This is a genomic window from Pseudomonas sp. BC42 (assembly GCF_021560055.1).
Classification (GTDB): domain Bacteria; phylum Pseudomonadota; class Gammaproteobacteria; order Pseudomonadales; family Pseudomonadaceae; genus Aquipseudomonas.
In genome coordinates this window covers 3,077,575-3,099,171 of the sequence record NZ_CP091067.1, presented here as the reverse complement: position 1 = coordinate 3,099,171, position 21,597 = coordinate 3,077,575, and the positions used below count along the sequence as shown (strand labels likewise).

Here is a 21,597-nt window from a genome sequence, read left to right as displayed (position 1 = left end):
GTTTCGCTCTTACAGCGAGTCACTTTGAAACCCGGAATGCCGGCCAGCCCAAAGTAACCAAAGGCTCCTGCCCCTCCACTCGGTGCCTCGCCTAGCGAGGCATGCCCGAACGAAGGCATTGAGCCATCGTGTTTAAGGGGGCAGGAAGATCAAAATCTGACGGCGGCCTGCCGGCCTTGTTTCATTTGTCCTTCACAGGGCGATGCTGCTCTTGGGATGGTCGAAGGTCCTGCGGACCTTTTCGCAGCTTCGCAGGCTCAGCAGCGGCTACAGAACGCACGTACTCTGTAGCCGCTGCCGCAGGCTGCGAACGCTCTGGGCGGCACTCCGTCGCAGGAGACGCTAAACCTGCCTCCCCGATATTCCTGACCTATCGCGCCGCCTGGTTTTGCGAGCGCGAGCGCTCGTTCGCAGCCTTCGGCAGCGGCTACAAGGAGCCGGCCTGCGCACCTTGGCTTTTGATCTTGATCTTGATCTTGATCTTCCGGCCCCTTCCCAGCAGGCCGAGCGCAGGCGTTGCGTAGGGGGCAGCTCGGCAGGGATGCCGAGCTAGCCGCCACCCGGCCATGGATGGCCGGTTGGCGGCGGGCCCCCGGAGCAATGCCGAAGGGAGGGCACCCCGAGCCCCAGCGAGGGGCCGTATGGAGGGGCAAGCGTTTTTGCTTACTTTTTTGGCGTTTGAAAAAAGTAAGTCGCCGTAAGGGCGAAACCCTAAGTGGCCGTGACCGCAGCAACGGATATGTACACAGCCCACCGCTGTCAGAGCGAACCCCTGAGCAGCCCTGACCACAGCCACAAATGGGTACCCCGTAGCACAGTGCCCCAGAGGCGCAACCGCCAGCCACCGCAGCCGCCGCCATGCCCTCCACCCCACCATCACCCATCAACGCCCCCTTCATTGCACCGGCACCGCCCGAATCGGCGCCCGCGGCGTCTGCGGCACGCCCTGCAACGACACCGGCACCGCCCCGGGAATCGCCTTGCTCGCCGCCGGCAACTGCGGCGCCTGCATATCCGGCATCGCCCAACTGCGCTCCGGCTGCAACTCCCCCTGGGCCCGGCGCATGAAGTCATAGCGATTGAGGGTGATGCTGCGCCCCGCGCCACTGTCGCGAATGATGTAAGGCCGCAGAAACACCATCAGGTTGGTCTTGGTGATGCTGCGCTTCTCGTTGCGGAACAAGGCGCCGATCCCCGGGATGCTCGACAGCCACGGCACCGCGTCGTTGCTCTGGCTGTAGCCGTCCTGCAGCAAACCGCCCAGGACCATGATCTGCCCGTCATCCAGCAGGATGCTGGTGTCGATCGCCCGTTTGTTGGTCACGGTCCCGGCGTCCACCGAGGCCCGGGGGTCAACGCTGCTGACCTCCTGGTAGATGTCCAGCTTGACCGTGCCGCCCTCGGAAATCTGCGGCCGCACATTGAGCTTCAACCCCACTTCTTCGCGCTGCACGGTCTGGAACGGGTTGTTGCTGGTGCCGCCACCGCCGGTGACGTAGCTGCCGGTGACGAAGGGAATGGTCTGGCCGACGAAGATGCTCGCCGCTTCGTTGTCCAGGGTCAAAAGGTTCGGGGTCGACAGCACGTTGGTCCCGCCCTTGCTCTTCAGGGCCCGGGCCAGGACCTTGAGGTCCAGCACCTTGCCGATCCCGGGGATGTCCACGGTGCCGTTGACCACGCCGATGTTCAGGCCCTTGGGCAGTGCGTCGATGCTGGTCTTGCTGGCCGGGGTCCCCACCAGCCCGCTGCCGCCGAGGTTGACTCCGCCAAAGCCGCCGCGGCCGCCGAGGTTGCCGGCCTGCCACTGCACGCCGAACTCGCTGGCGTCGTCTTCGCCGACTTCGACGATCAGGCTTTCGATCACCACCTGGGCCCGGCGCTGGTCGAGCTGGTCGATGACTTCCCGCAGGTTGCGGTACAGCGGGTCCGGCGCGGAGATCAGCAAGGTGTTGGTGGTGGCGTCGGCCTGGATGGTCACGCCGCCGGCGCTGAAGGCGGTGTTCTGGTCGTTCTGCTGGCCGTTGCCACTCAGGCTGCTGGCGCTGGCGCCCTGGCCATAGGCGCCGCTGGTGCTGGCGCTGCCGTTGAGGTTGCCGCTGGCGGTGGGCGTGCCGCTGCTGTTCTGGGCGCTGCCCTGGGTGCCCTGGGTGCTGGCGCCCATGCCGCTGAGCATGGCTCGGGCGCCATCGTTGCCGGTGCTGTCGCTCTCGCCGGTGAGCAGGCCGCGCAGGGCCTGGGCCAGCTTGCCGGCCTGGGCGTTGCGCAGGTAGACCACGTGCAGGTTGCTCGGGTTGCTCTGGGCATTGTCCAGTTTGTAGACCAGGTTGCGCGCCAGCTCGGTGCGCTCCGGGCTGCCGGCGCGAATGATGATGGAGTTGGAACGCGGATCGCCGATCACGCTGATCTTCTGGGTCGGGTCGGCGCCCTGGGTTTCCAGCAGTTCGGCCACCATGGTGGCAATGTCCACGGCGATGCCGTTGTGCACCGCCACCACATCGGTGTCGATGGCGCTGGGGGTGTCGATGCCGTCGATGATCTGCGCCACCCGCTGCAGGTTCTCGGCGTAGTCGGTGACCACGATGCTGTTGTTGCCCGGGTAGGCGTTGATCGGGTTGTTCGGCGAGACGATGGGCCGCAGCACCGGGATCAGGTTCACCGCGTTTTCATACTGCAGGCGGAAGGTGCGGGTCAGCATGCCGTTGCCCGCCGGTTTGTCGCCGCTGTAGATCGGCCCGCCCAGCAGCTTGGCATCGGCCTCGGGCACCACCTGGGCCACCCCGCCCACGTCCACCACGGCAAAACCCTGCATGCGCAGGGCCGCCAGCAGCATGTCGTAGGCCTGATGGGCCGGCACCTGGCCCTCGCTGACCAGGGTCAGGTTGCCCTTGACCCGCGGGTCCACCAGGAACTGCTGGCCAGTGGAACGGGCCAGGGCGCGCACCACCGCCTGGATATCGGCCTCGACGAAGTTCAATTGCACCGGCTGGTCCCCCAGGGGGTTGCGCGGCACGCTGGTGCTGCGTGGCGTGCCCTGGCCACGGCGGCTGTCGGTCACCGGGTGCAGGACTTTGGGTCGCGTAGCCTGTTGCGCCTGCACGCGTTCGCGGTCCGCCAGGGCGTCGCCGCTGCGCCGGGTGTCGGCCAGGGGCTGGCCCAGTTCACTGTCCACCAGCAAGGGCGGCGGCGTGGTGGAGGTGGTGTTGCTGCAAGCCCCCAGCGCCAGCAGCAGAAAAGGTGCGACCTTGCGACACTGGCGCACGTAGTTGGAGCCTGACCCCTTCATGAAGCTTCCTTAGCGCCCTGCGCCTGATCCATGCGAACGGTCCCGGACAGTGTGCCTGCCGAGTCTTGGGCGGTGGCCGGCGCGGCGCGTTGCAGCCGGGCCTCCACCACCTGCAGTGAAAGCTGTCGGGGAGTCCCCAGCAGCCAGCCGACCACGGCATCCGCCGGAGCCTGCTCAAAGGTCAAGCGCCAGCTCTCGGGGCCGGCTTGATCGGTGCGTTGCAACTGGTAGCGGTCCTTGAGCCCGGCCCGATCCAGGGTCTGGCGCAGGGACTGCTCAAGGTCGACGCCCCGGCGATCCGTGCCCGCGGCCTCGTGCAACAGCACTTCCAGGGCCTCGGCCTGGGAGCGCAGCTTCGGCGTCTCGGCTTGCCAGTAGTCGATCTTCTTCAGCGGCGGCTGAATCAGCAGCCACCACAGCAACAGCCCCAGCACCCCCAGGGCGGTGGCGCTCAGCAGACGTTTCTCCCGGAGCGCCAGAGCCTGCCAATGGCCCCGGGCCTGGGTCCGCAGGCGCGACCAGCGCGCCTGATACTGGGCCAGCCCGGGCTTATTCATCTTCGGCTCCCGGGGCGTCGGCGGCGAGGTCAGCGGGCTCGCCCGCGGCCGGGCTCAGGGTCCAGCCGTTGCCCTCGGCCTGGACGCTGTAGCCGGCCTGGGTCAAGGCGCCCTGCCAGCCGCTGTCGGTGCGTTTCGGGGTATCGGGCAGCAGTTCCAACTGCAAGCGCTGGTCGGCAAAACTCAGGCTCTGCACACTGCCCACCATGAACGGCATGGCGCTGCCGGCCTGCAGCAGCAGGTTGACGAACCCCTGGCTCGGGTCCGCCGCCCCGCTCTGCTGCGCCGCCAGTTGCTGGCGGGCCTGTTGCAGGGGATTGAGCACCACCGGCAACTGCGGAAACACCTGCCGGACCCGCTGGCTCATCTGGTTCTTGAGGCGCAGGCCCTGCTCGGCCTCACGGGCGGCATACAGGTTCAGGCCCACGACCCACACGGCCACGGCCAGGGCGCAGCAACCCAGGGCCCGGCCCCAGCCCTGGACCGCGCCGCGGGTCGCCATCGCCCCCGCCTGCAGGCCCCAGGCCGGCGCCGCGCCGCTCCAGCGCTGTTCGACCGGCAGGCGCTGCAGCGCGCCCTCCGGCGCGTCGTCACCGATCCAGCCCAGCCCGGCGCCGGAGGCGCGCAACTGTTCCAGGGTTTCCTCGACCAGAGGCTCCACGCTGGCCTGGGCGGCGCTGTGGCGCAGCAGCAACTGACCGTCCAGCAGGCACAGGTTGTGCTGCCCCGGCGCCGGCACCGCCAAGGCGTATGGCGCCGGGTACAGGCCCGAAAGCTTCAGCCCGGCCTGTTGCAGCAGCTCGCCCAGGGCCTGCAGGCGGCTGATGGGCAGCCAGCTCAAGGTCACCTGGCCCTGGGCATCCCGCGGGCCGTGGGCGACATGCATCTGCTCGCCGCAACCGAGGATCAGCGCCTGGGCCGCGCAGTCCACCGCGGCCTTGGTCCGCGCCGCCGGCAACGGCGGCAGCTCGATGCAGGCCAGCAGGCTGTCCTGCGGGTGCAGAAAGCACTCCAGGGCCAGCCCTCGGGCGTCCTGGGCCAGTGCCTCAAGCGCCCTGCGGCCGAGCGCGGTCACCCGCCCGGCGCGGTCCAGCCGGGCGCATTCCACGGGCACGGCCAGGGGCCGGGGCGCGTGCAACAGCTCGGCCAGGGGCGGCAAGGCCAGGCGCAAGCGGCTCATGCTCCCACCCGCGACCAGATCACCTGGGGCATGCGGTCTTCGGGGCGGTGCAGCAAGGCATGCAGGGTGATCCGCCGCTGGTCGCGACGGACCTGCCCCTGGAGCAGGAACCACTCGCTGGTGATGCCGACCTTGATCCGCTCCTGCGCGGCAAAGGGCATGCGCAGGCGATTGACGAAGTCGCCCCGGTTGATGAACCAGTGCCCGGCGTCGCGCTCTGCCACCAGGGCCCGGGCCCGGGACAACGACAGCCCCGGCACCGCCACCGCCAGTACTTCGGCGCTGGCGGTGTTGCCATTGATCCAGGTGTTGCCCGGCAGGACGCTGACGTAGGGCTCGAGGCGCGCCAGCAGCGCCTCGTCGACGCCCTGAACGCCCAGCAGGTCGTCCAGGCTGCGCAGCATTGGCTGGCGCGGCGGCAAGGTCTGCACCGCCGCCCCCGGCGAGGTCAGGCGACCGCTGTTGAATGCACCCGGGGTGCCTGCGGTGGCGGCCGGACTGGACAGGCGCTGGGGATACGAGGCGATCACCCGCTGGCTGATGCGCCGGCTCAGGGCGGCGTCGACGCCGAGCAGCTGGCACAGCTGTTGGAAACTCTGCACCTGCTCCGGGTCCACCTGCTGGTTGAACACCAGGTTGCGCAGGTTGAACTTGCCCTGCAGGTCTTGCAGGCGGCCCTGGAAACCGCCACCGGATGCGCCGAGGGCCGGATCGCCGATGGGCCGCGCCCAGGGCTGGTCGAGCCGGGTCAGCACCTCGCGCTGGCGGGCTTCCCAGAGCAGTTGCCGGCTGAATTCCAGGCCGCCCTGCAACGCCCCGCCGCCGACGATCCGCGCCTGCTCGGCTTCCACCGCGCGGGTCAGGACGGTCTGCCGCGAGAGCATGCCGGCGGCGAGCACCGCCACCACCGCGGCAATCAGCAAGGCGCTGATGATGGCCATGCCGCGCTGCTTCGCCGCACAGGGCGAATGACTGTTCATGGGCGGCCCTAGAGCTGCCAGGAGCCGATATCGGCATTCACGCCTTCGCCGTCGGGCTGACCGTCGGCGCCCAGGGAGAACACGTCCACTTCGCCGTTGGCCCCCGGGTTGAGGTAGTGATAGGGGCGTCCCCAGGGATCGTTGGGCAGGCGTTCCAGGTAGGAGCGCCAGTTGCTGTCCTTGGCGTTGGCCGGACGTTCCACCAGCACCTTGAGGCCCTGGTTCATGCTCGGGTAGCTGCCGTGGTCGAGGCGATACAGCTTCAGGGCCTGCATCAGTCCGGCGATGTCCTGCTTGGCCGCGGTGGCCCGCGCCTGGTCGGGACGGTCGAGCACCTTGGGCACCACCATGACCGCGAGAATCCCGAGGATGACCACCACCACCATGATCTCGATCAGGGTGAAGCCACGCTGGCCTCGGGGTGCGGCGGTTGACGTTACAGGCGCGATATCCATCTCGACATTCCTTGGCTTGAGTTCGATTCGTCGCGCAGTGTTGCAAGAAGATATGTCAGTGGTATTGAAAAACCTCGGGAGTTTCGGTCGCCATTCGGTCAAGCCTGCAGGCTAGGCTGCGAGGCTGTTTCCCGGTGTCGAGCGGCCCATGCAAGCCCTGCGCAAACAAGCTGGATTTACCCTGATCGAAGTGCTGGTGGCCCTGGCCATCATTGCCGTGGCCATGGCCGCGGCGGTGCGCGTGGCCGCGCTGATGACCCAGAGCAACGGCCTGTTGCGGGACAAGTCCCTGGCCCTGCTGGCGGCCCAGAGCCGGCTCGCCGAGCTGCGCCTGGAAGGTCGCTGGCCCAGCGGATTGAAGAGCGTCGATTGCGACCAGGGGCGCCTGGCGCTGCGCTGCGAACAGTCGATCGGCGCCACAGCGCTGCCCGGGCTGCTGCGGGTCAGTGTCCAGGTGCGCGAACGCGGTCGCGAAGCACCGCCCCTGGCCCGCCTGGAAACCCTGCTCGGCCGCCCCCAGGAGCCAGGGCGGTGAGCGTCAGCGGGTCAGCCGCGGCAACAGCGGCGAGTCCGGCAGCTTGCTGACCTTGATCCGCGACTGCTCGGTGCCGCGCTCGATCAGCACGCCATCGGCCTCCACTGCCGCCAGGCGCACACCCGGGGTCAACTGTTCGCCAGCCAGGAAGCTGCGGGGCGGTCCGTCGTTCAGGCGCAGGATCGCCACCGCGCCACGGGCCCCGGCCAGGACCCCGGAGACCTTGATCTCCACGGCGCTGGGCTGGTTGGCAAACCACTGCAGGGCCGGGCTGTCGGAACGGGCGGCGAGCACCTGGGGCGCCACGGCCGGGGTCTGGGATTCGGCCGGGGTCAGCAGCAGCGACGACCAGGTGGCCACCCCGGCCAGGGCCGCCAGCAGCGCGGTGTATTGCAACAGTCGGGGGGCGGAAAAATCTGCGGCACGCAGCATGGTGGCAAGCATTGGCGGGACCTCCTGTTTGTCCGTTCCCGCAGCCTACAGGGCAATTCTCACGGTTTTATTTCACCCCGCGATCATCGGCCCCAGGCCGGCTGATCCTATCGCCAAGGAGTGCAATCCGATGCCGTCGGGCAAGCAACGGGGCTTCACCCTGATCGAACTGATGGTGGTCCTGGTGATCATCGGCATCGCCAGCGCGGCGGTGGGCCTGAGCATCAAGCCCGACCCGCTGCAACAGGTGCGCAAGGACGCCGAACGCCTGGCGCAGCTGCTGCAAGTGGCCCAGGCCGAGGCCCGCGCCGATGGTCGACCGATCACCTGGCGGGCCACCGCCAAGGGCTTTGCCTTCAGCCGCCGGGCGGAATCCGGCAGCGGTATCGACGACCTGCGTGGCGATCCCCTGCTGCGCCCCCGCGCCTGGGAAACCCCGGGGCTGCAAGTGCGCATCGAACCCGGTCCACGGCTGATCCTCAACGCCGAATGGATCACCCCGCCGTTGCGGCTGGTGCTCTCCGACGGCCGCCACAGCCTCGGCGTGGAACGCAGCGCCGCCGGCCAGCTGCGGGTGGTGAACCAGCCATGAAGCCTGGGCAAAGCGGCTTCACCCTGATCGAAGTGCTGGTGGCGGTGATGCTCATGGCCATCGTCAGCCTGATTGCCTGGCGCGGCCTAGACAGCGTCACCCGGGCCGACACCCACCTGAAGGCCAGCACCGAACAGACCGAGGAACTGCTGCGCAGCCTCAACCAGCTGGAGCGCGACGTCGCCCTGCGAGCCGCCGTGCAACTGCGCGAACCGATCCAGAGCGACAGCGAAGAGGCCGAGCCCGACAGCCCGGTGCCGCTGAGCGTGCGCAGCTCCGACAGCAAGGGCTTTCGCCTGGAGGTGATCCGCAGCGCCGCCAACCCCGGCGACGGCCTGCAACGGGTGCGCTGGTGGCTCAAGGGCGACACCCTGTACCGCGCCGCGGCCGAGCCCCGGGACCGCTACCCCCTGCCCGCGCCAAGCGACGGGGTGGCGGTGTTGCGGCGGGTCAGTGATCTGCAGGTGCGGGTCTGGGAGAGCGGCAAGGGCTGGCGCCAGCTCAGCGGCAATCGCCGGGACAACCCCCAGGGCCTGGAGATCCGCCTGACCCGGCAAACGCCCCAGGGCCAGGAGCATTACCGGCAAGTGCTGGGCCCCCTGCCCTGACCGGCTTGGTGCAGCCGCTGCCGCAGGCTGCCAGCGGCTTGGGCGGCAGGCCGACGCAGGCGACGTGGAGGGCTGGAAAGCGCTGGAGGTTCGGCGGCAGGACGCCAGGCAAGGTCCTGCGGGCCTTTGCGCAGCCTCGCCGGAAGCTCGGCAGCGGCTACGCAGCGGCGACATTGGGGCGGTGCGGCCGGGCGCTCAGCTGAGCAGCACCACGCCGCCCGGCAGTTCGGTGCATTTGGCGCCGTAGGCGTCGCGGATCAGCAGGGCCACGCCCGCCAGCTGGTTGAGGGTGAAACGCGCCTGGACCTTGCGCCGGCCCAGTTCGGCGTTGAGCAGCACCAGCATCCCCGGGCGGTAACGGTTGATCTCGCTGATCACCGTGTCGAGGCTGGCGTTGTCGAACACCAGCACCTGTTCGCGCCAGGCTAGGACGTTCCGGGGATCCACGGCGGTCGGCTCGCCCACCGTCTTGGCGTCGTAGGTCAGTTGCCGACCGCTGTCCAGGCGGATGCTGCGCCCGGCCACGGCCACCTGCAGGCTGCCTTCGATGCAGGTCACGCAGACCTGATGGTCAGTGTTGCGCAGGTTGAAACGGGCCTGACGGGCACTGAGCCTGCCGTCACCGGCCTGGACCTGGAGCGGCTGCTGGCGCTGGCTGAAGACTTCCACCTCGCCCTCCAGCAGTTCGAAGGCCTGTTCCCCCGGGGCCGGATCACGGCGGCTGATGCTGGTCTGGGTGTTGAGTTCCAGGCTCAGGCCCTCGGCCAGATCGACCCGACGCTGTTCGCCGACCGCCGTGGAAAAATCCGCGGTCAACCCGGCCAGGCCTCCGGGCACCGTGTAGCGGACCATGAACAGCGCCGCCGAGGCGGCCAGCGCACCGCCCAGAAAGGCGCGCCGCCCGAAGTGGCGCGGCCGCGATTGCTGCTCCAGCTGCACCGCCGCCGGTTGCAGGCAGTGCCACAGGGCCTTGGTCTGCTCGAAGGCCGCCGCGTGCTGCGGGCTCTGCGCGCACCACTGGCGCAGGGCACGGGCGTCGGCGGCGGTGGCCCGGCCCGACGTCAGAAGGACCAGCCAGTCCCGGGCTTCGCTCAGCAGTTGCTGGTCCGCCGAGGCCTGGGGTGGGGAGATGCTAAAAATGTTCAAGCGCGCAGGTACTCACGGATTGATCAGGGACTCTTGTCTAGGACGGTTTTCCGGCCCCGGGACCGAACCGCTGAATGACTTTTCTTTCAAGGCGCAGGGCGCAATGCCCGAGGGCGGCCTTGAGTTCCTTCTCCACCATCCGTGTGGAAATGCCGAAGCGTTGGGAGATTTCCAGGTGCGGCGCCTCTTCCAGGCGCGCGGCGATAAAGATCTGGCGCCGCCGTGCCGGCAACTCGTAGAGGGCCTTGAGCAGGGTCTGGATTTCTTTCTGCCCGCCCACCACCCGGGACGGGTCCTGGGCGTCATCGGCGATCTGCAGCAGTTCCTCGACCTCCTCGCCGGTGAGCAGGCGCGCGTCGGACTGGCGCCGATCGGCAGCGATGTTCAGGGCCATGCGGTACAGGTAGGCATTGGGCTGCAGCAGGTTCGGCGGCTCTTCCATGCGGTCGACCCGCAGGTAGGTTTCATGCAGGACGTCGTTGGCCAGGTCCTCGGACCCCAGGCGCCTGCGCAAGCGCACCCGAAAGTCCTCGTAGGACGTCAGGAACAGCCTGACCATCGTACTGTGTCCGGTATTTTTCATACCCCGGAAGCTCCTTCCCATTCCTTGCAGTCCATGCGTTTCCCTGTTGTGTCCGGTATCAAGAGTAAGGTCAGCGGCTGACGCAGCGAGCTGGGGGCCGGGCGTTCGACCCGGGTTGCCGCCAGGCGCTGCACCAGGGCTTCGTCCCGCTGCAGATCACCGGTGGAGCTCACCAGGCGACTGTGCTGCACCGTGCCATCGGCGCCGATCCACAGTTGCAGCAAGGCACGGAACGCCCCGGGCCGGGTCAAGCGCGACGCACACAGGCTGCGCTCCACCGCCTGCTGCACGGCGCTGGCGTAGCTGCTGTTGAGCCGCGTCGCGCGGGCGCTGCTGACGCCCTGGGGCGTCGCAGGCGCCGAGGCTGGCGGCACCTGCAGGGTGAAAGCGTCGCTGCGGGCGTAACGCGCCATCAGGCCAGTGCCCGCCAACAGGCGACTCAATCCCTCGCGAGCGCTGTAGCGGCCCTTGATCCCCACCGAGCGCCGGCCCCGGGCCAGTTCCTGGTCCACCAGCACGGCCATCCCGGTCAAGCGACTGAACCGCTCCAGGGCCTGGGCCAGGTCCTGGGCCGGAATCTCCAATTCCAGCACCGCCTGGGAATCCACCCGGGGCGGCCCTTCGACCGCAGCCTGCGCCCAGGCCAGAGGCAGTGGCGCCAGCAGCACAAGGCCCAGCACACAGGTCGCCAAGCCCCCGTGCAATGAAGTCCATCGCCCGACCTGCGCGCTGTGTTGCTGCACGAGCGTCCAATCCCTGAAAAGCGTCATCCTGAGGCCAATTTATGAATCTGGTGTTACGAGCGCGGCAAAAAAACCATCACTTTTCAGGCCTGGGCTTTGCACTACACTCGGCCGCCATCGAGGCCCGATTCCGCGGGCCAGCCAGGAGGCCAGGATGAAACGTTTAAGCTGCTACACCGCTGCCCTGCTGTTGCTCAGCGCCCTGCCCTGGACGCTGCACGCCGAGGACGCCAGCGAGGGCTGCGTGGAAGTCAGTGTCGGCGGCTACAAGGCCCCCGACTACAACTGCCTGAGCAAACAGATGGGCAACAACCCGGACGCGGTGAAGGCCGCCCAGGCCAACCAGCAGGCCATGGACAAACCGGTGAACAAGCGCCCGCCGAACCAGGTGGGACTGTCGACTCCGGCGGCCACCAGCGTGCGCATGGGCAACACCTTCGGCACCTCGGTCAAGCCGCAACGGCCCTGAGTGGCCCCCCGGGCCACTGACCGCCACCGGGCCCGTTGCCGCGGCTGGCAGCGAGCCTGGGCAGCGACAAACGCAGCGGGCGAAGATCGCCCTGCGCGCCATCGCGCACCGCGCCGCCAGCCCCTGATCGGCCACGCTCCGTATACCGGGCGTTAACCTTGATCGCGCTAGATTGCCGCGCCTTGAAACCCGGAGCCGACAAGGGCTCCGAGCACGGCACGTGGATGGCGTTCGACTAGCGGCCACCGTATCATTGGCGTTTTTTTTTGCATGTTGGAAGCATGGAAAGCTATAAAAAACTGATCTTGCAACGACCCTGCCAGAGCATTTTCCTGATCGCCCTCGCGCTGTTCATGGGGCTGCAGTACAAACCGGCAGTGCTCAACTACACCACGCGCTTCGTCGACTTTGCCGACTACATGCTGCAGCACGGCATGACGCTGTTCCCCATCGCCGACGATCTGCAGCCCTACCCCGACTACACCATTGTCAACACGGTGCTGGTCTATCTGGCCTCGCTGCCGTTCGGCCAGCTGTCGGTGCTGTCGATGGGCCTGCCCTTCTGCATCGCCGCCGCGCTGATGCTGGTGTTCATCTACAAGCTGGGGGCCCTGCATGAGCAGAAATGGGGCGTCTGCGGCGTGCTCTTTGCGCTGTTCACCTGGGCCTTTCTGGACAGCGTCAACTCCCTGGCCCTGGACATCTATCCCGCCCTGATTACCGCGGGCTGCTTCTACCTGGCCTACTCCGCCGATTTCAAGCAGCAGCGGGGACGCCTGGCGCTGGTGTTCCTCGGCCTGATCCTGGGCTTTTCCCTGCGCGGCCCCATCGGCATGATCGGCCCGGCGCTGGTGGTCGGCACCTACTACCTGCTGAGCCGGCAATGGCGGACCCTGGTCGGCTTCTCGCTGCTTTGCGGCCTGCTGTTCGCCGCCGGGGTCGCCCTGCTGGCCTGGGCCGCCCACGTGCAGGGCGGCGACGCCTTCATGCAGGAAGTGCTGGAGATGCAGGGGCTGGGGCGGATCGCCAGCGATCACTCGCCGCGCTATTACTTCTACTTCAGCGTCGGGCTGCTCACCTACAGCTTCACCGCGTTCTACGCCCTCTGCGTCATGGCCAGGAGCGGTCGCCAGTGGCTCGGCGCTCCGCCGCTGTCGGCGCCGCGCCTGCTGCTTCACCTAGGGGCGTGGTTCGTGGTGCTGATCCTGTTCTTCACCATCCCCAACTCGAAGAAGGCGCGCTATGTGCTGTCCATCACCCCGGCCATTTCCCTGCTGGCGGCCTATATCTTCATCGACCCCAACGGCGTGTTCAGCGCCACCCGCAGACGCCTGCTGCGCCTGTGCCTGAACCTGCCGACCATCGGCGCGCTCCTGGCGCTGCTGGTGCTGGGCTACAACTGCTTTGCCCCGCGGCCCTTGCAACCCAACTTCGCCGGGGTGTTCGCAAGCTTTGCCCTGCTCAGCGGCGTGCGCTACTGGATCACCCGGCAGTACGCCGCACACCGGCATTACGAGGTCATCGTCCTGGCGTTCGGCGTGGCGGCCTTCCTGCTGCTGGATGGGTTCTTCTTCAACGCCATCACCTATCACCTGGAACTGGCCAACGAGCCAACCCCCAAGTTCCTGCCTTACTGGTTCTGGTAAGGCGGGCGTCCCCCCGGGATCAGCGCCGCACCGCGAGTGCGGCCGCATCCAGGCCCGCCGCGCCCGGCCGGAAGCGGGCAACCCCGTAGATCGGCATCGTGCAAGATTTGGTAACACTCCCGGGCACCCCCGAGCATGCAACGGAACTGGCACAGTGCTGTCACATCGCAATCGGTAACGGCACAGCTCGTCCGGCGACCGGCGGCCCAGGTGGCGGCGCCGCGCACGCACGAGTGCTTGACTGCCACAGGTTACCGGCCTTGGCCTGCTGCCCCCGCGGCAAGCCCTATTCCCTCAAGGCTGAAAGAGCGAACCATGAAGCAAAACCTCCTCCTCGTATCCGTCTGTGCCGCCCTGCTCCAGGCCTGCACCCCGGTTTCCACCACTCCTGAAGGACGTCCCTCCATGCCCGCCAGCACGGCCTCCGCCAGCGCCCAGCCTGCACTGTCCGCCTACTACTGGCAGCTGATCGCGGCCAGCGATGCGGCGGGCAAGCCCATCGCCGCCCTGGACAAGGGCATCGAGCGCCCGCTGCGCCTGACCTTCGTCGAGCAGAACCTGAGCATCAGCGGCGGCTGCAATCGCCAGTTCGGCGGCTTCGAGCATGAAAACGGCCTGCTCAAGGTGCAGCCACTGGCCTCGACCCTGATGGCCTGCGAGCCCAGCCTGATGACCCTGGACGCCGAAGTCGGGCGCCTGTTCAAGGGCGAGCTGCGCACCACCTTCGGCGGTGACGAATCGACTCCGACCCTGCAACTGACCACCCAGAACGGCACGCAGCTCAAGTTCCAGGGCCAGCCAACCGCAGAAACCCGCTATGGCAGCCAGGGCCAGACCCGCTTCCTGGAAGTGGCGGCCAAGACCGTCAAGTGCAGCCACCCGCTGATCCCCGACTACCAGTGCCTGCAAGTGCGTGAGCGACGCTACGACGCCGCCGGCCTGCAACTGCCGACCCAGGACACCTGGCACCCGCTGTATCAGTCCATCGAGGGCTACGAGCACCAGGACGGCGTGCGCAACGTGCTGCGGGTGAAGCAATACGAATGGAAGCATGCTCCCGCCGACGCCCCGTCCACGGTCTACGTGCTGGACATGGTGGTCGAGCAGGACGCCTCGGCCCAGGGCCACTGACCGGCGCCAACACCTCCCGATCGCTCACCAGCGGCGGGCAATAAAAAAGCCCCGTATCCTGCGATACGGGGCTTTTTTTGCTCTGGGCGGGGTCAGGCCGTTACAGCGCCGACTGACCGCTCATGGCCAGGTCCAGCAGTTCACGGTTGGCCACCGCATACATGGCGTAGTCGGTGCCGCTGGCGGCACGGATTTCCACCAGCATCGAGCGCCAGCGCTCGACCATGCTCTGGTTCTGCTCAAGCCACAGGGCCACGCGGGCTTCCATGTCTTGCGGGCCATCGGCCATTTGCAGAACCGAGATGGTGATCGCCCGCTGCTGCCAGTCCACGTCGTCGCGGAAGGCTTCGCGCGCCGCCGCCTGCCAGTTGTTGGCCACCGGCAGATCGCTGATCTGCTGCAGGTACCACGGCAGGTCGAGGGCACTGCCCACGGCGAAGTAGGCCTTGGCCACTTCGGCGGCATCGTGACCGGTGACATCGGCGGCCTCGATGATCGGCAGCAAGGTGTACAGGTGGGTAGTGCCTGCCACCATGCGCGCCAACAGCTCCGGAACGCCGGCTTCGACGTAGGCGGTGTAACGGCTCTGCCAGCCTTCGCGGGTCGGGCCTTCCAGCAGCTCGTCGAGCTTCAGGCCCAGGGCCGCCAGGTGCGGACCGAAGTGGGCGACATCACGCGCGGCATCCTGCTCGTTGCGCCGGCTGCGCAGGAACCAGCGAGTGGCCCGACGCCCCAGACGCATCAGCTCGTCCATCAGCTCCAGTTGCACCTGGGCCGAGACCTGGTGATCCAGGGCCTCGATCTGACGGAACCAGTGCGGCAGGTGGAAGATGTCCCGCACGATCACGTAGGCACCGGCGACGTTGGCCGGGCTCATGCCGGTGGACTCCTTCAGGCGCTGCACGAAGGTGATGCCCATGTGGTTGACCAGGTCGTTGGCGATCTGGGTGCTGACGATCTCGCGCTTCAGGCGGTGGCGACGCATGGCTTCGGAGAACTTGGCCACCAGGCTTGGCGGGAACGCGGTCTCCATGTCACGGGTCAGGTAGTCGTCATCCGGCACCAGGGACTTGAGCAGGGCTTCCTTGAGGTCGATCTTGCTGTAGGAAATCAGCACCGACAGCTCGGGACGGGTCAGGCCCTTGCCGGTCGCGGCGCGCTCGGTGAGCTGCTCCTCGGTCGGCAGGTACTCGATGGCCCGGTCCAGCTTGCCGCGGCCTTCCAGATCGCTCATCAGGCGCTTGTACTCGGCCGCACGCTCGTAGGCACGGCGCGCCGCCAGGGACAGGGCCTGGGTCTGCTTGTAGTTGTTGCCCAACACCAGGCCACCGACTTCGTCGGTCATGCTGGCCAGCAGCTGGTTGCGCTGCTTGTCGGTCATGTCGCCGGCCTGCACCACTTCGTTGAGCAGGATCTTGATGTTCACTTCGTGGTCGGAGCAGTCCACGCCACCGGCGTTGTCGATGAAGTCGGTGTTGGAGCCGCCGCCATTGAGGCCGAACTCCACACGACCCAATTGGGTCATGCCCAGGTTACCGCCCTCGCCCACCACCTTGCAGCGCAGCTCGTTGCCGTTGACCCGCAGGGCGTCGTTGGCCTTGTCGCCGACGTCGGCGTGGCTTTCGCTGCTGGCCTTGACGTAGGTGCCGATACCGCCGTTCCACAACAGGTCCACCGGCGCCTTGAGCAAGGCGTTGAGCAGCTCGGTCGGGGTCAGCTTGTCGGCCTGGATGTCGAAGCGCTCTTTCATCTGCGGCGAGATGGCAATGCTTTTGGCGCTGCGCGAGAAGATGCCGCCGCCCTCGGACATGATGCTGGTGTCGTAGTCGCTCCAGGCCGAACGCGGCAGCTCGAACATGCGCTTGCGCTCGACGAAGCTGGTGGCCGGATCCGGATTCGGGTCGATGAAGATGTGCAGGTGGTTGAACGCCGCCACCAGTTGCAGCTTGTCGGACATCAGCAGGCCGTTGCCGAACACGTCGCCGGCCATGTCGCCGATGCCGACCACGGTGATGCTGTCTTCCTGGACATTGATCCCGCGTTCGCGGAAGTGGCGCTGCACGCCGACCCACGCGCCCTTGGCGGTGATGCCCATCTTCTTGTGGTCGTAACCGGCGGAACCGCCGGAGGCGAAGGCGTCGCCCAGCCAGAAGCCGTAGTCGATGGCGATGCCGTTGGCGATGTCGGAGAAGGTCGCGGTGCCCTTGTCCGCCGCCACCACCAGGTACGGGTCATCGTTGTCGTGACGCACCACGTTGGCCGGCGGCACCAGGACGCCGTCCTTCAGGTTGTCGGTGATGTCCAGCAGGCCGGAGATGAAGATGCGGTAGCAGGCGATGCCTTCGGCCGCGATCTCGTCCCGGCTGCCGCCCAATGGCAGGCGACGGGGCAGGAAGCCGCCCTTGGCGCCCACCGGCACGATCACCGAGTTCTTCACTTGCTGGGCTTTGACCAGGCCCAGGACTTCGGTACGGAAGTCTTCTTCACGGTCGGACCAGCGCAGGCCGCCGCGGGCCACGTTGCCAAAGCGCAGGTGCACGCCTTCGACCCGTGGCGAGTAGACGAAGATCTCGAACTTGGGCACCGGCTTGGGCAGCTCGGGGATCAGGTGCGGGTTGAACTTGAAGCTGAAGTAGGACTTGTTCTGGCCGTTGGCGTCGGTCTGGTAGAAGTTGGTCCGCAAGGTGGCCTTGATCAGGTCCAGGTAGCGCCGCAGGATGCGGTCTTCGTTGAGCACCTGAACGTCGTCCAGGGCGGTGAGGATCGCCTGCTCCAGACGCTGCTGCTTGTCTTCCAGGTCTTCGCTGGTGAGCTTGCGCGCCAGGTAGAAGCGGGTCTTGAACAACCGGGTCAGCTCGCGGGCAATGTCGGTGTGGTTGTTCAGGGTGCTGGCGATGTAGCCCAGGTCGAAGCCCAGGCGGATCTGCTTCAAGTAGCGGGCGTAGGCACGCAGCAGCGCCACGTCGCGCCATGGCAGGCCGGCGGTCAGTACCAGGCGGTTGAACGCATCGTTCTCGGCATCGCCGCGCACGATATGGACAAAGGCGTCCTGCAGGGTGTCGTTGAGCTGCTGGATATCCAGGTTCAGGCCTTCGGCAGCGGTGAAGGCGAAGTCGTGGATCCAGAACTCGCGGCCGTTGTTGTGGCGCAGGCGATACGGGAACTCACCGAGCACCCGCAGGCCGAGGTTTTCCAGGATCGGCAATACGTCGGACAGCGCCAGCGGGGTGTCGGCGTGGTACAGCTTGCAATGCAGCTCGCGCTGGCCGGACACCTGGCCCAGGGGCTGGTAGAAGCTCATCACCAGCGGATTGGCTTCGGTGAGGCTCAGCAGGTGCTGCATGTCCACCACCGCCGAGTGCGCGGCGAAACGCTCGCGGTAACCGGCCGGGAAACCTTTCGGGAAGTCCGCCAGCACGTTGGTGCCGTGGGCTTCGCCGAAGCTTTCCACCACCAGGCTGGCGTAGTCGTCCTGCCAGCTGCGGCAGGCCTGCACCACTTCTTTTTCCAGCAGCAGCGGGTCGATGTCGATGCGCTGTTTCGGGTCCACTCGCAGGATCAACTGCACGCGGGCCAGCACCGACTCGGAGAAGAAGGTCCAGAATTCGCAGTCGGTGGCTTGCAGGCGATCCATCAGCACTTGCTGGATCTTCTGCCGCACTTCGGTGGAATAGATGTCGCGCGGCACGTAGGCCAGGCAGTAGCAGAAGCGACCGTAGGGGTCCTTGCGCAGGAACACGCGGATCTTGTTGCGTTCCTGGATCTGCACGATGGACATCACGGTGCTGAACAGCTCGTCCACCGGGGTCTGGAACAGATCGTCCCGAGGCAGCACTTCCAGGACCTGGGCCAGTTCCTTGCCCAGGTGCGCCTTGGCCTGGAAGCCCGAGCGCTGTTCGATGACTTCGACCTTGCGGCGGATGTAGGGAATCACCCGCACGCTTTCGCCGTACACCGACGAGGTGTAGAGGCCCATGAAGCGGCATTCCTTGATCACCTTGCCGTCGGCATCGATCTGGCGGATCGAGACGAAGTCCGGGTAGGCCGGACGGTGCACGCGGCTTGGGTGCGCGGCCTTGGCGAACGACAGCGGCGTCGGTTCGCGCAGGTAGTTGACGGCGTAGTCTTCGATGCGCAGATCTTCGGCGGTCAGGCCGGCGCGCAGCAGTTTGGCCAGGCCGAGGAAGGAGCTCGGGTCATAGTCGATATGCCCGCCGTCCTGATCGGTACCGACCACGAACTCTTCATAGCCGAGGAAGGTGAAGTGGTTGCCCACCAGCCATTCGAGGAAGCTCTTGATCTCGGTCTTTTCATCGGCAGCGATGGCGAACTGGCTGTTGTCGATGCTTTCGATCAGTTCCTGGACCTTGGCCTTCATCGGCTCGAAGTCGGCCACGGCCACTCGCACTTCGCCCAGCACCTGCTCCAGTTCCTTGCCCAGCACGCTGAGTTCGGCGGCATTGGCGCAACGGTCGATCTCCAGGTACATCAGCGACTCTTGCAGCACGCCTTCGCCCTGGGTGCCCTTGGGCAGGACTTCCAGCAGCTCGCCCTTGCTGCCACGGCGCACGCTGAGCACGGTGGTCTGCAGGGTGTGGATGCTGTAGCCGCGACGGTTGAGCTCGGTGCGTACCGAGTCCACCAGGAACGGCAGGTCGTGGTGCAGCACTTCCACCGCGGTGTGGGTCGACTGCCAGCCGTGACGTTCATAGTCGGGGTTGTAGACGCGCACTTGCGGTTGCGCGTGGTCGAAGCGCTCAAGCAGGCGCCAGGCAGAAAGGGTGCAGCCCGCCAGGTCGGACATGCGACGCTGGGTGAGTTCGTCCAGGGAAATGATGCCGAAGAATTGTTCAGCGAACAGCGCCACTTGTGGCAGTGCCTGTTCACTGATGTGCTGCGCCAGTGCCGCTTGCAGTTGGTGCTGGAAGTCGGCTTTGCTGGCTGCGGTGAAGAACGCCATCTGTGGTACTCCGCTTGGGCTTGTTATTGATGGTAGCGTCGCGTGCAAACCCCTTGCGGGGCGTTGGTGCATCCTGCTCCTGGTCTCGGGCAGAGGTCGCAGGATGCCAGGTGGATGAAGCTGGACGAGACGTGCAGGTCACATTCACCTTCCCGGGATGGGCATCTGCAAAAACGACTGGCGCCGGCATGCCGCGCAATGCCTTTACAGGTGACCATCACAAATCAGACGCAACCTATTGCACTTGAGAACAAAATGTCCGCTGCGCAGCTTAACGAGTGAAACGCGACAGCTGCTTGCGATGCTGCGACATATTCGGTCAACGGCACGCATCCGGACGCTCATGCCCTGAACAACACTAGCAGGCAGCGGGAAAAAACCAGGGTTTTTCCCCGGTTTCAGGGTACTTGCGTACCAAAAGCGACTGCCGGACCCGATGCGTCCACGACCTGTCCTCAGACAGACAGGCCAGCAGAAATTCCCCCGGGCTGGCAGAATTGCTTCTTTTTTTTGCACCGCCCGGCCGCTGCCGGCCCCAGCCTCAGGAATGCCCCCATGCTGATGACCACCGCCCACCTGATCGCCAACCCCTGCGACGACGAAGAAGACAACATGGCCATGCTCTGCTGCCACAGCAGCCAGGGCGAGATGTTCCTGATGAGCCGCTACCCGGACGAGGACGAGCTGGAAATCACCCTCGACGGCGAGCCCTCGACCCTCGATGGCGTGAAGGTCACCCTGAGCCCCACCACCCTGCTGATCGAAATCGCCGCGGCCGATGCCGACGCCCTCAATGGCGCCGACCACCTGGAAATCCGCCACAGCACCGCCGCCTCGGACCTGGCCGAAGTGGAACTGACCCTGCAGAACATCCTCAAGGGCACCGGCACCTACATCAGCCAGCTGTCCTGAGCCGCCGTCGAACCTGCGGCGGCCTCCAGATCACCGCGTCTCCTGCGCAGCCGTGCGCAGCCGTGCGCAGCCTGCGGCAGCGGCTACACAACCCCGATCGGCATTGGCCTGTAGCCGCTGCTGAGCCACGGCGAAGCTGCGCAAAGGTCCGCAGGACCTTGCCTGACGATCGCCCGCCGATCCTGGACGGCCTCCAGATCCCCGCGTCTCCTGCGCCGGCATGCCACCCATGCCGTTCGCAGCCTGGGGCAGCGGCTACAGGACCCGCCCGGGGGAATCGGTGGGCGGCGCTGTTTTTTTTCGACTAATTCGCTAAATCAGCTGTTCCCCGTTAGTCGCCGCACCCCGCTATGGATTAAAGTATCGCCCCCAGCCCCAAGGTTATTTCGACGCCCGGGGTGCACCCTCTCCAGGAACAGTCACCGATGGAACATCGTGAAGCGCTTTTGGCGCTGCGAACCTTTCTTTCAACGCAGATTCTCGGCCAGGAAAAACTCATCGAGCGCTTGCTCATCGCCCTGCTCGCCGACGGCCACATGCTGGTCGAGGGCGCTCCGGGGCTGGCCAAGACCAAGGCCATCAAAGAGTTGGCCGAAGGCATTGAAGCGCAATTCCATCGGATTCAGTTCACCCCCGACCTGCTGCCCGCCGACATCACCGGCACCGAAATCTATCGCCCGGAAACCGGCAGCTTCGTGTTCCAGCAAGGGCCGATCTTCCACAACCTGGTGCTGGCCGACGAAATCAACCGTGCCCCGGCCAAGGTCCAGTCGGCGCTGCTGGAGGCCATGGCCGAGCGGCAGGTCAGTGTCGGGCGCAGCACCTATGAACTGTCGCCGCTGTTCCTGGTGATGGCGACCCAGAACCCCATCGAGCAGGAAGGCACCTACCCGCTGCCCGAAGCCCAGCTCGACCGTTTCCTGATGCACGTCAAGATCGGTTTCCCGGACGCCGCCGTCGAGCGCCGGATCCTGCAGCAGGCCCGTGGCGAAGCCCTGAACGGCGAAACCAAGCCCGAGCGCCGGGTCAGCCAGCAGGCGATCTTCGCCGCGCGCAAGGAAATCCTCGGCCTGTACATGGCCGACGCGGTGGAGGAATACCTGGTGCAACTGGTGATGGCCACCCGCACCCCGGCCAAGTTCGACCCGGAACTGGCCGAGTGGATCGCCTACGGCGCCAGCCCCCGCGGCTCCATCGCCCTGGACCGCTGCGCCCGGGCCCACGCCTGGCTCGCCGGCCGCGACTTCGTCAGTCCGGAAGACATCCAGGCCGTGCTGTTCGACGTGCTGCGCCACCGCATCATTCTGTCCTTCGAGGCTGAAGCGGCAGGCATCGACCAGGACCGTGTGGTACAGCGCATCCTCGACGTCGTTGCCGTCGCCTGA

18 protein-coding genes are annotated in these 21,597 nt (G+C 66.7%); 8 read left to right on the top strand and 10 right to left on the bottom strand.

Annotation, left to right across the window (positions count from 1 at the left end; all coding sequences use genetic code 11):
- Nucleotides 1-895: 895 nt before the first annotated feature.
- The 5 genes from gspD to gspG are packed head-to-tail and all read right to left on the bottom strand — an operon-like array spanning nucleotide 896 to nucleotide 6,455.
- Nucleotides 896-3,283, bottom strand: a complete 2,388-nt coding sequence (gspD, locus tag L1O02_RS14355) for a type II secretion system secretin GspD (RefSeq protein ID WP_060839531.1) — start codon at nucleotides 3,281-3,283, stop codon at nucleotides 896-898.
- Nucleotides 3,280-3,840: a type II secretion system protein GspM gene (gene gspM, locus L1O02_RS14350; RefSeq protein ID WP_108545410.1), complete on the bottom strand. Its 561-nt coding sequence runs from the start codon at nucleotides 3,838-3,840 to the stop codon at nucleotides 3,280-3,282. Before gspM ends, gspD begins: the two co-directional genes overlap by 4 nt.
- Nucleotides 3,833-5,020 (bottom strand): type II secretion system protein GspL, encoded by a 1,188-nt coding sequence (gene gspL, locus L1O02_RS14345; RefSeq protein WP_235760123.1) that lies wholly within the window; start codon nucleotides 5,018-5,020, stop codon nucleotides 3,833-3,835. Before gspL ends, gspM begins: the two co-directional genes overlap by 8 nt.
- Nucleotides 5,017-6,000, bottom strand: a complete 984-nt coding sequence (gspK, locus tag L1O02_RS14340; protein ID WP_060843757.1) for a type II secretion system minor pseudopilin GspK — start codon at nucleotides 5,998-6,000, stop codon at nucleotides 5,017-5,019. The genes gspL and gspK overlap by 4 nt, the downstream gene beginning before the upstream one ends.
- Before the next feature lie 8 nt (nucleotides 6,001-6,008).
- Nucleotides 6,009-6,455, bottom strand: a complete 447-nt coding sequence (gspG, locus tag L1O02_RS14335) for a type II secretion system major pseudopilin GspG (protein ID WP_047304124.1) — start codon at nucleotides 6,453-6,455, stop codon at nucleotides 6,009-6,011.
- Between the two features lie 148 nt (nucleotides 6,456-6,603).
- Here gspG and gspI point away from each other — a divergent pair, with 148 nt between their 5' ends.
- Entirely contained in the window at nucleotides 6,604-6,990 is a 387-nt protein-coding gene (gene gspI / locus L1O02_RS14330) for a type II secretion system minor pseudopilin GspI (RefSeq protein WP_060839536.1), read from the top strand.
- 3 nt (nucleotides 6,991-6,993) lie between these two features.
- On the opposite strand, the gene L1O02_RS14325 is transcribed toward gspI, so the two are convergent.
- Nucleotides 6,994-7,422, bottom strand: coding sequence for a type II secretion system protein N (locus L1O02_RS14325; protein WP_235760248.1), 429 nt, complete (start codon nucleotides 7,420-7,422; stop codon nucleotides 6,994-6,996).
- Between the two features lie 130 nt (nucleotides 7,423-7,552).
- Here L1O02_RS14325 and gspH point away from each other — a divergent pair, with 130 nt between their 5' ends.
- Nucleotides 7,553-8,014 carry a type II secretion system minor pseudopilin GspH gene (gene gspH / locus L1O02_RS14320; RefSeq protein WP_060839537.1) on the top strand — a complete coding sequence of 154 codons (462 nt, stop codon included), beginning with the start codon at nucleotides 7,553-7,555 and terminating at the stop codon, nucleotides 8,012-8,014.
- Nucleotides 8,011-8,622, top strand: coding sequence for a type II secretion system minor pseudopilin GspJ (gspJ, locus tag L1O02_RS14315; RefSeq protein ID WP_108545412.1), 612 nt, complete (start codon nucleotides 8,011-8,013; stop codon nucleotides 8,620-8,622). Before gspH ends, gspJ begins: the two co-directional genes overlap by 4 nt.
- A gap of 195 nt (nucleotides 8,623-8,817) precedes the next feature.
- Here gspJ and L1O02_RS14310 read toward each other — a convergent pair whose 3' ends face one another.
- Genes L1O02_RS14310 through L1O02_RS14300 form a run of 3 tightly spaced genes read right to left on the bottom strand, consistent with a single transcriptional unit; the run spans nucleotide 8,818 to nucleotide 11,121 of the window.
- Nucleotides 8,818-9,768 (bottom strand): FecR domain-containing protein, encoded by a 951-nt coding sequence (locus L1O02_RS14310; protein WP_235760122.1) that lies wholly within the window; start codon nucleotides 9,766-9,768, stop codon nucleotides 8,818-8,820.
- Between the two features lie 37 nt (nucleotides 9,769-9,805).
- The gene (locus L1O02_RS14305; protein WP_060839540.1) at nucleotides 9,806-10,351 is read right to left on the bottom strand and encodes an RNA polymerase sigma factor; all 546 of its coding nucleotides are present in this window, start codon (nucleotides 10,349-10,351) and stop codon (nucleotides 9,806-9,808) included.
- Nucleotides 10,348-11,121 (bottom strand): secretin and TonB N-terminal domain-containing protein, encoded by a 774-nt coding sequence (locus tag L1O02_RS14300; RefSeq protein WP_148654966.1) that lies wholly within the window; start codon nucleotides 11,119-11,121, stop codon nucleotides 10,348-10,350. Before L1O02_RS14300 ends, L1O02_RS14305 begins: the two co-directional genes overlap by 4 nt.
- Nucleotides 11,122-11,248: 127 nt before the next feature.
- Between L1O02_RS14300 and L1O02_RS14295 the strand changes: the two genes are divergently transcribed.
- From L1O02_RS14295 to L1O02_RS14285, 3 genes are all read left to right on the top strand, one after another.
- Nucleotides 11,249-11,563 carry a hypothetical protein gene (locus L1O02_RS14295; protein WP_060839541.1) on the top strand — a complete coding sequence of 105 codons (315 nt, stop codon included), beginning with the start codon at nucleotides 11,249-11,251 and terminating at the stop codon, nucleotides 11,561-11,563.
- Nucleotides 11,564-11,844: 281 nt separating this feature from the next.
- Nucleotides 11,845-13,209 carry a hypothetical protein gene (locus tag L1O02_RS14290; RefSeq protein WP_129406822.1) on the top strand — a complete coding sequence of 455 codons (1,365 nt, stop codon included), beginning with the start codon at nucleotides 11,845-11,847 and terminating at the stop codon, nucleotides 13,207-13,209.
- Nucleotides 13,210-13,614: 405 nt separating this feature from the next.
- Nucleotides 13,615-14,340, top strand: a complete 726-nt coding sequence (locus tag L1O02_RS14285) for an META and DUF4377 domain-containing protein (RefSeq protein WP_235760121.1) — start codon at nucleotides 13,615-13,617, stop codon at nucleotides 14,338-14,340.
- A gap of 100 nt (nucleotides 14,341-14,440) precedes the next feature.
- Here the strand turns inward: L1O02_RS14285 and L1O02_RS14280 are convergent, their stop codons facing one another.
- Nucleotides 14,441-19,300 (bottom strand): NAD-glutamate dehydrogenase, encoded by a 4,860-nt coding sequence (locus tag L1O02_RS14280; protein ID WP_108545416.1) that lies wholly within the window; start codon nucleotides 19,298-19,300, stop codon nucleotides 14,441-14,443.
- A gap of 555 nt (nucleotides 19,301-19,855) precedes the next feature.
- Between L1O02_RS14280 and L1O02_RS14275 the strand changes: the two genes are divergently transcribed.
- A complete protein-coding gene (locus L1O02_RS14275; RefSeq protein WP_060839544.1) occupies nucleotides 19,856-20,212 on the top strand; it encodes a hypothetical protein in 357 nt (118 codons plus the stop codon).
- Nucleotides 20,213-20,637: 425 nt separating this feature from the next.
- Nucleotides 20,638-21,597 carry a MoxR family ATPase gene (locus L1O02_RS14270; protein WP_060839545.1) on the top strand — a complete coding sequence of 320 codons (960 nt, stop codon included), beginning with the start codon at nucleotides 20,638-20,640 and terminating at the stop codon, nucleotides 21,595-21,597.

What these genes read in the sequence shown, in the direction of transcription:
- gspK (WP_060843757.1), bottom strand. Translation starts at nt 6,000, where the DNA reads ATGAACAGTCATTCGCCCTGTGCGGCGAAGCAGCGCGGCATGGCCATC.
- gspD (WP_060839531.1), bottom strand. Translation starts at nt 3,283, where the DNA reads ATGAAGGGGTCAGGCTCCAACTACGTGCGCCAGTGTCGCAAGGTCGCA.
- gspH (WP_060839537.1), top strand. Translation starts at nt 7,553, where the DNA reads ATGCCGTCGGGCAAGCAACGGGGCTTCACCCTGATCGAACTGATGGTG.
- L1O02_RS14275 (WP_060839544.1), top strand. Translation starts at nt 19,856, where the DNA reads ATGCTGATGACCACCGCCCACCTGATCGCCAACCCCTGCGACGACGAA.
- gspM (WP_108545410.1), bottom strand. Translation starts at nt 3,840, where the DNA reads ATGAATAAGCCCGGGCTGGCCCAGTATCAGGCGCGCTGGTCGCGCCTG.
- L1O02_RS14300 (WP_148654966.1), bottom strand. Translation starts at nt 11,121, where the DNA reads ATGACGCTTTTCAGGGATTGGACGCTCGTGCAGCAACACAGCGCGCAG.
- L1O02_RS14295 (WP_060839541.1), top strand. Translation starts at nt 11,249, where the DNA reads ATGAAACGTTTAAGCTGCTACACCGCTGCCCTGCTGTTGCTCAGCGCC.
- gspI (WP_060839536.1), top strand. Translation starts at nt 6,604, where the DNA reads ATGCAAGCCCTGCGCAAACAAGCTGGATTTACCCTGATCGAAGTGCTG.
- gspL (WP_235760123.1), bottom strand. Translation starts at nt 5,020, where the DNA reads ATGAGCCGCTTGCGCCTGGCCTTGCCGCCCCTGGCCGAGCTGTTGCAC.
- gspG (WP_047304124.1), bottom strand. Translation starts at nt 6,455, where the DNA reads ATGGATATCGCGCCTGTAACGTCAACCGCCGCACCCCGAGGCCAGCGT.
- L1O02_RS14280 (WP_108545416.1), bottom strand. Translation starts at nt 19,300, where the DNA reads ATGGCGTTCTTCACCGCAGCCAGCAAAGCCGACTTCCAGCACCAACTG.
- L1O02_RS14325 (WP_235760248.1), bottom strand. Translation starts at nt 7,422, where the DNA reads ATGCTGCGTGCCGCAGATTTTTCCGCCCCCCGACTGTTGCAATACACC.
- gspJ (WP_108545412.1), top strand. Translation starts at nt 8,011, where the DNA reads ATGAAGCCTGGGCAAAGCGGCTTCACCCTGATCGAAGTGCTGGTGGCG.
- L1O02_RS14285 (WP_235760121.1), top strand. Translation starts at nt 13,615, where the DNA reads ATGCCCGCCAGCACGGCCTCCGCCAGCGCCCAGCCTGCACTGTCCGCC.
- L1O02_RS14270 (WP_060839545.1), top strand. Translation starts at nt 20,638, where the DNA reads ATGGAACATCGTGAAGCGCTTTTGGCGCTGCGAACCTTTCTTTCAACG.
- L1O02_RS14305 (WP_060839540.1), bottom strand. Translation starts at nt 10,351, where the DNA reads ATGAAAAATACCGGACACAGTACGATGGTCAGGCTGTTCCTGACGTCC.
- L1O02_RS14290 (WP_129406822.1), top strand. Translation starts at nt 11,845, where the DNA reads ATGGAAAGCTATAAAAAACTGATCTTGCAACGACCCTGCCAGAGCATT.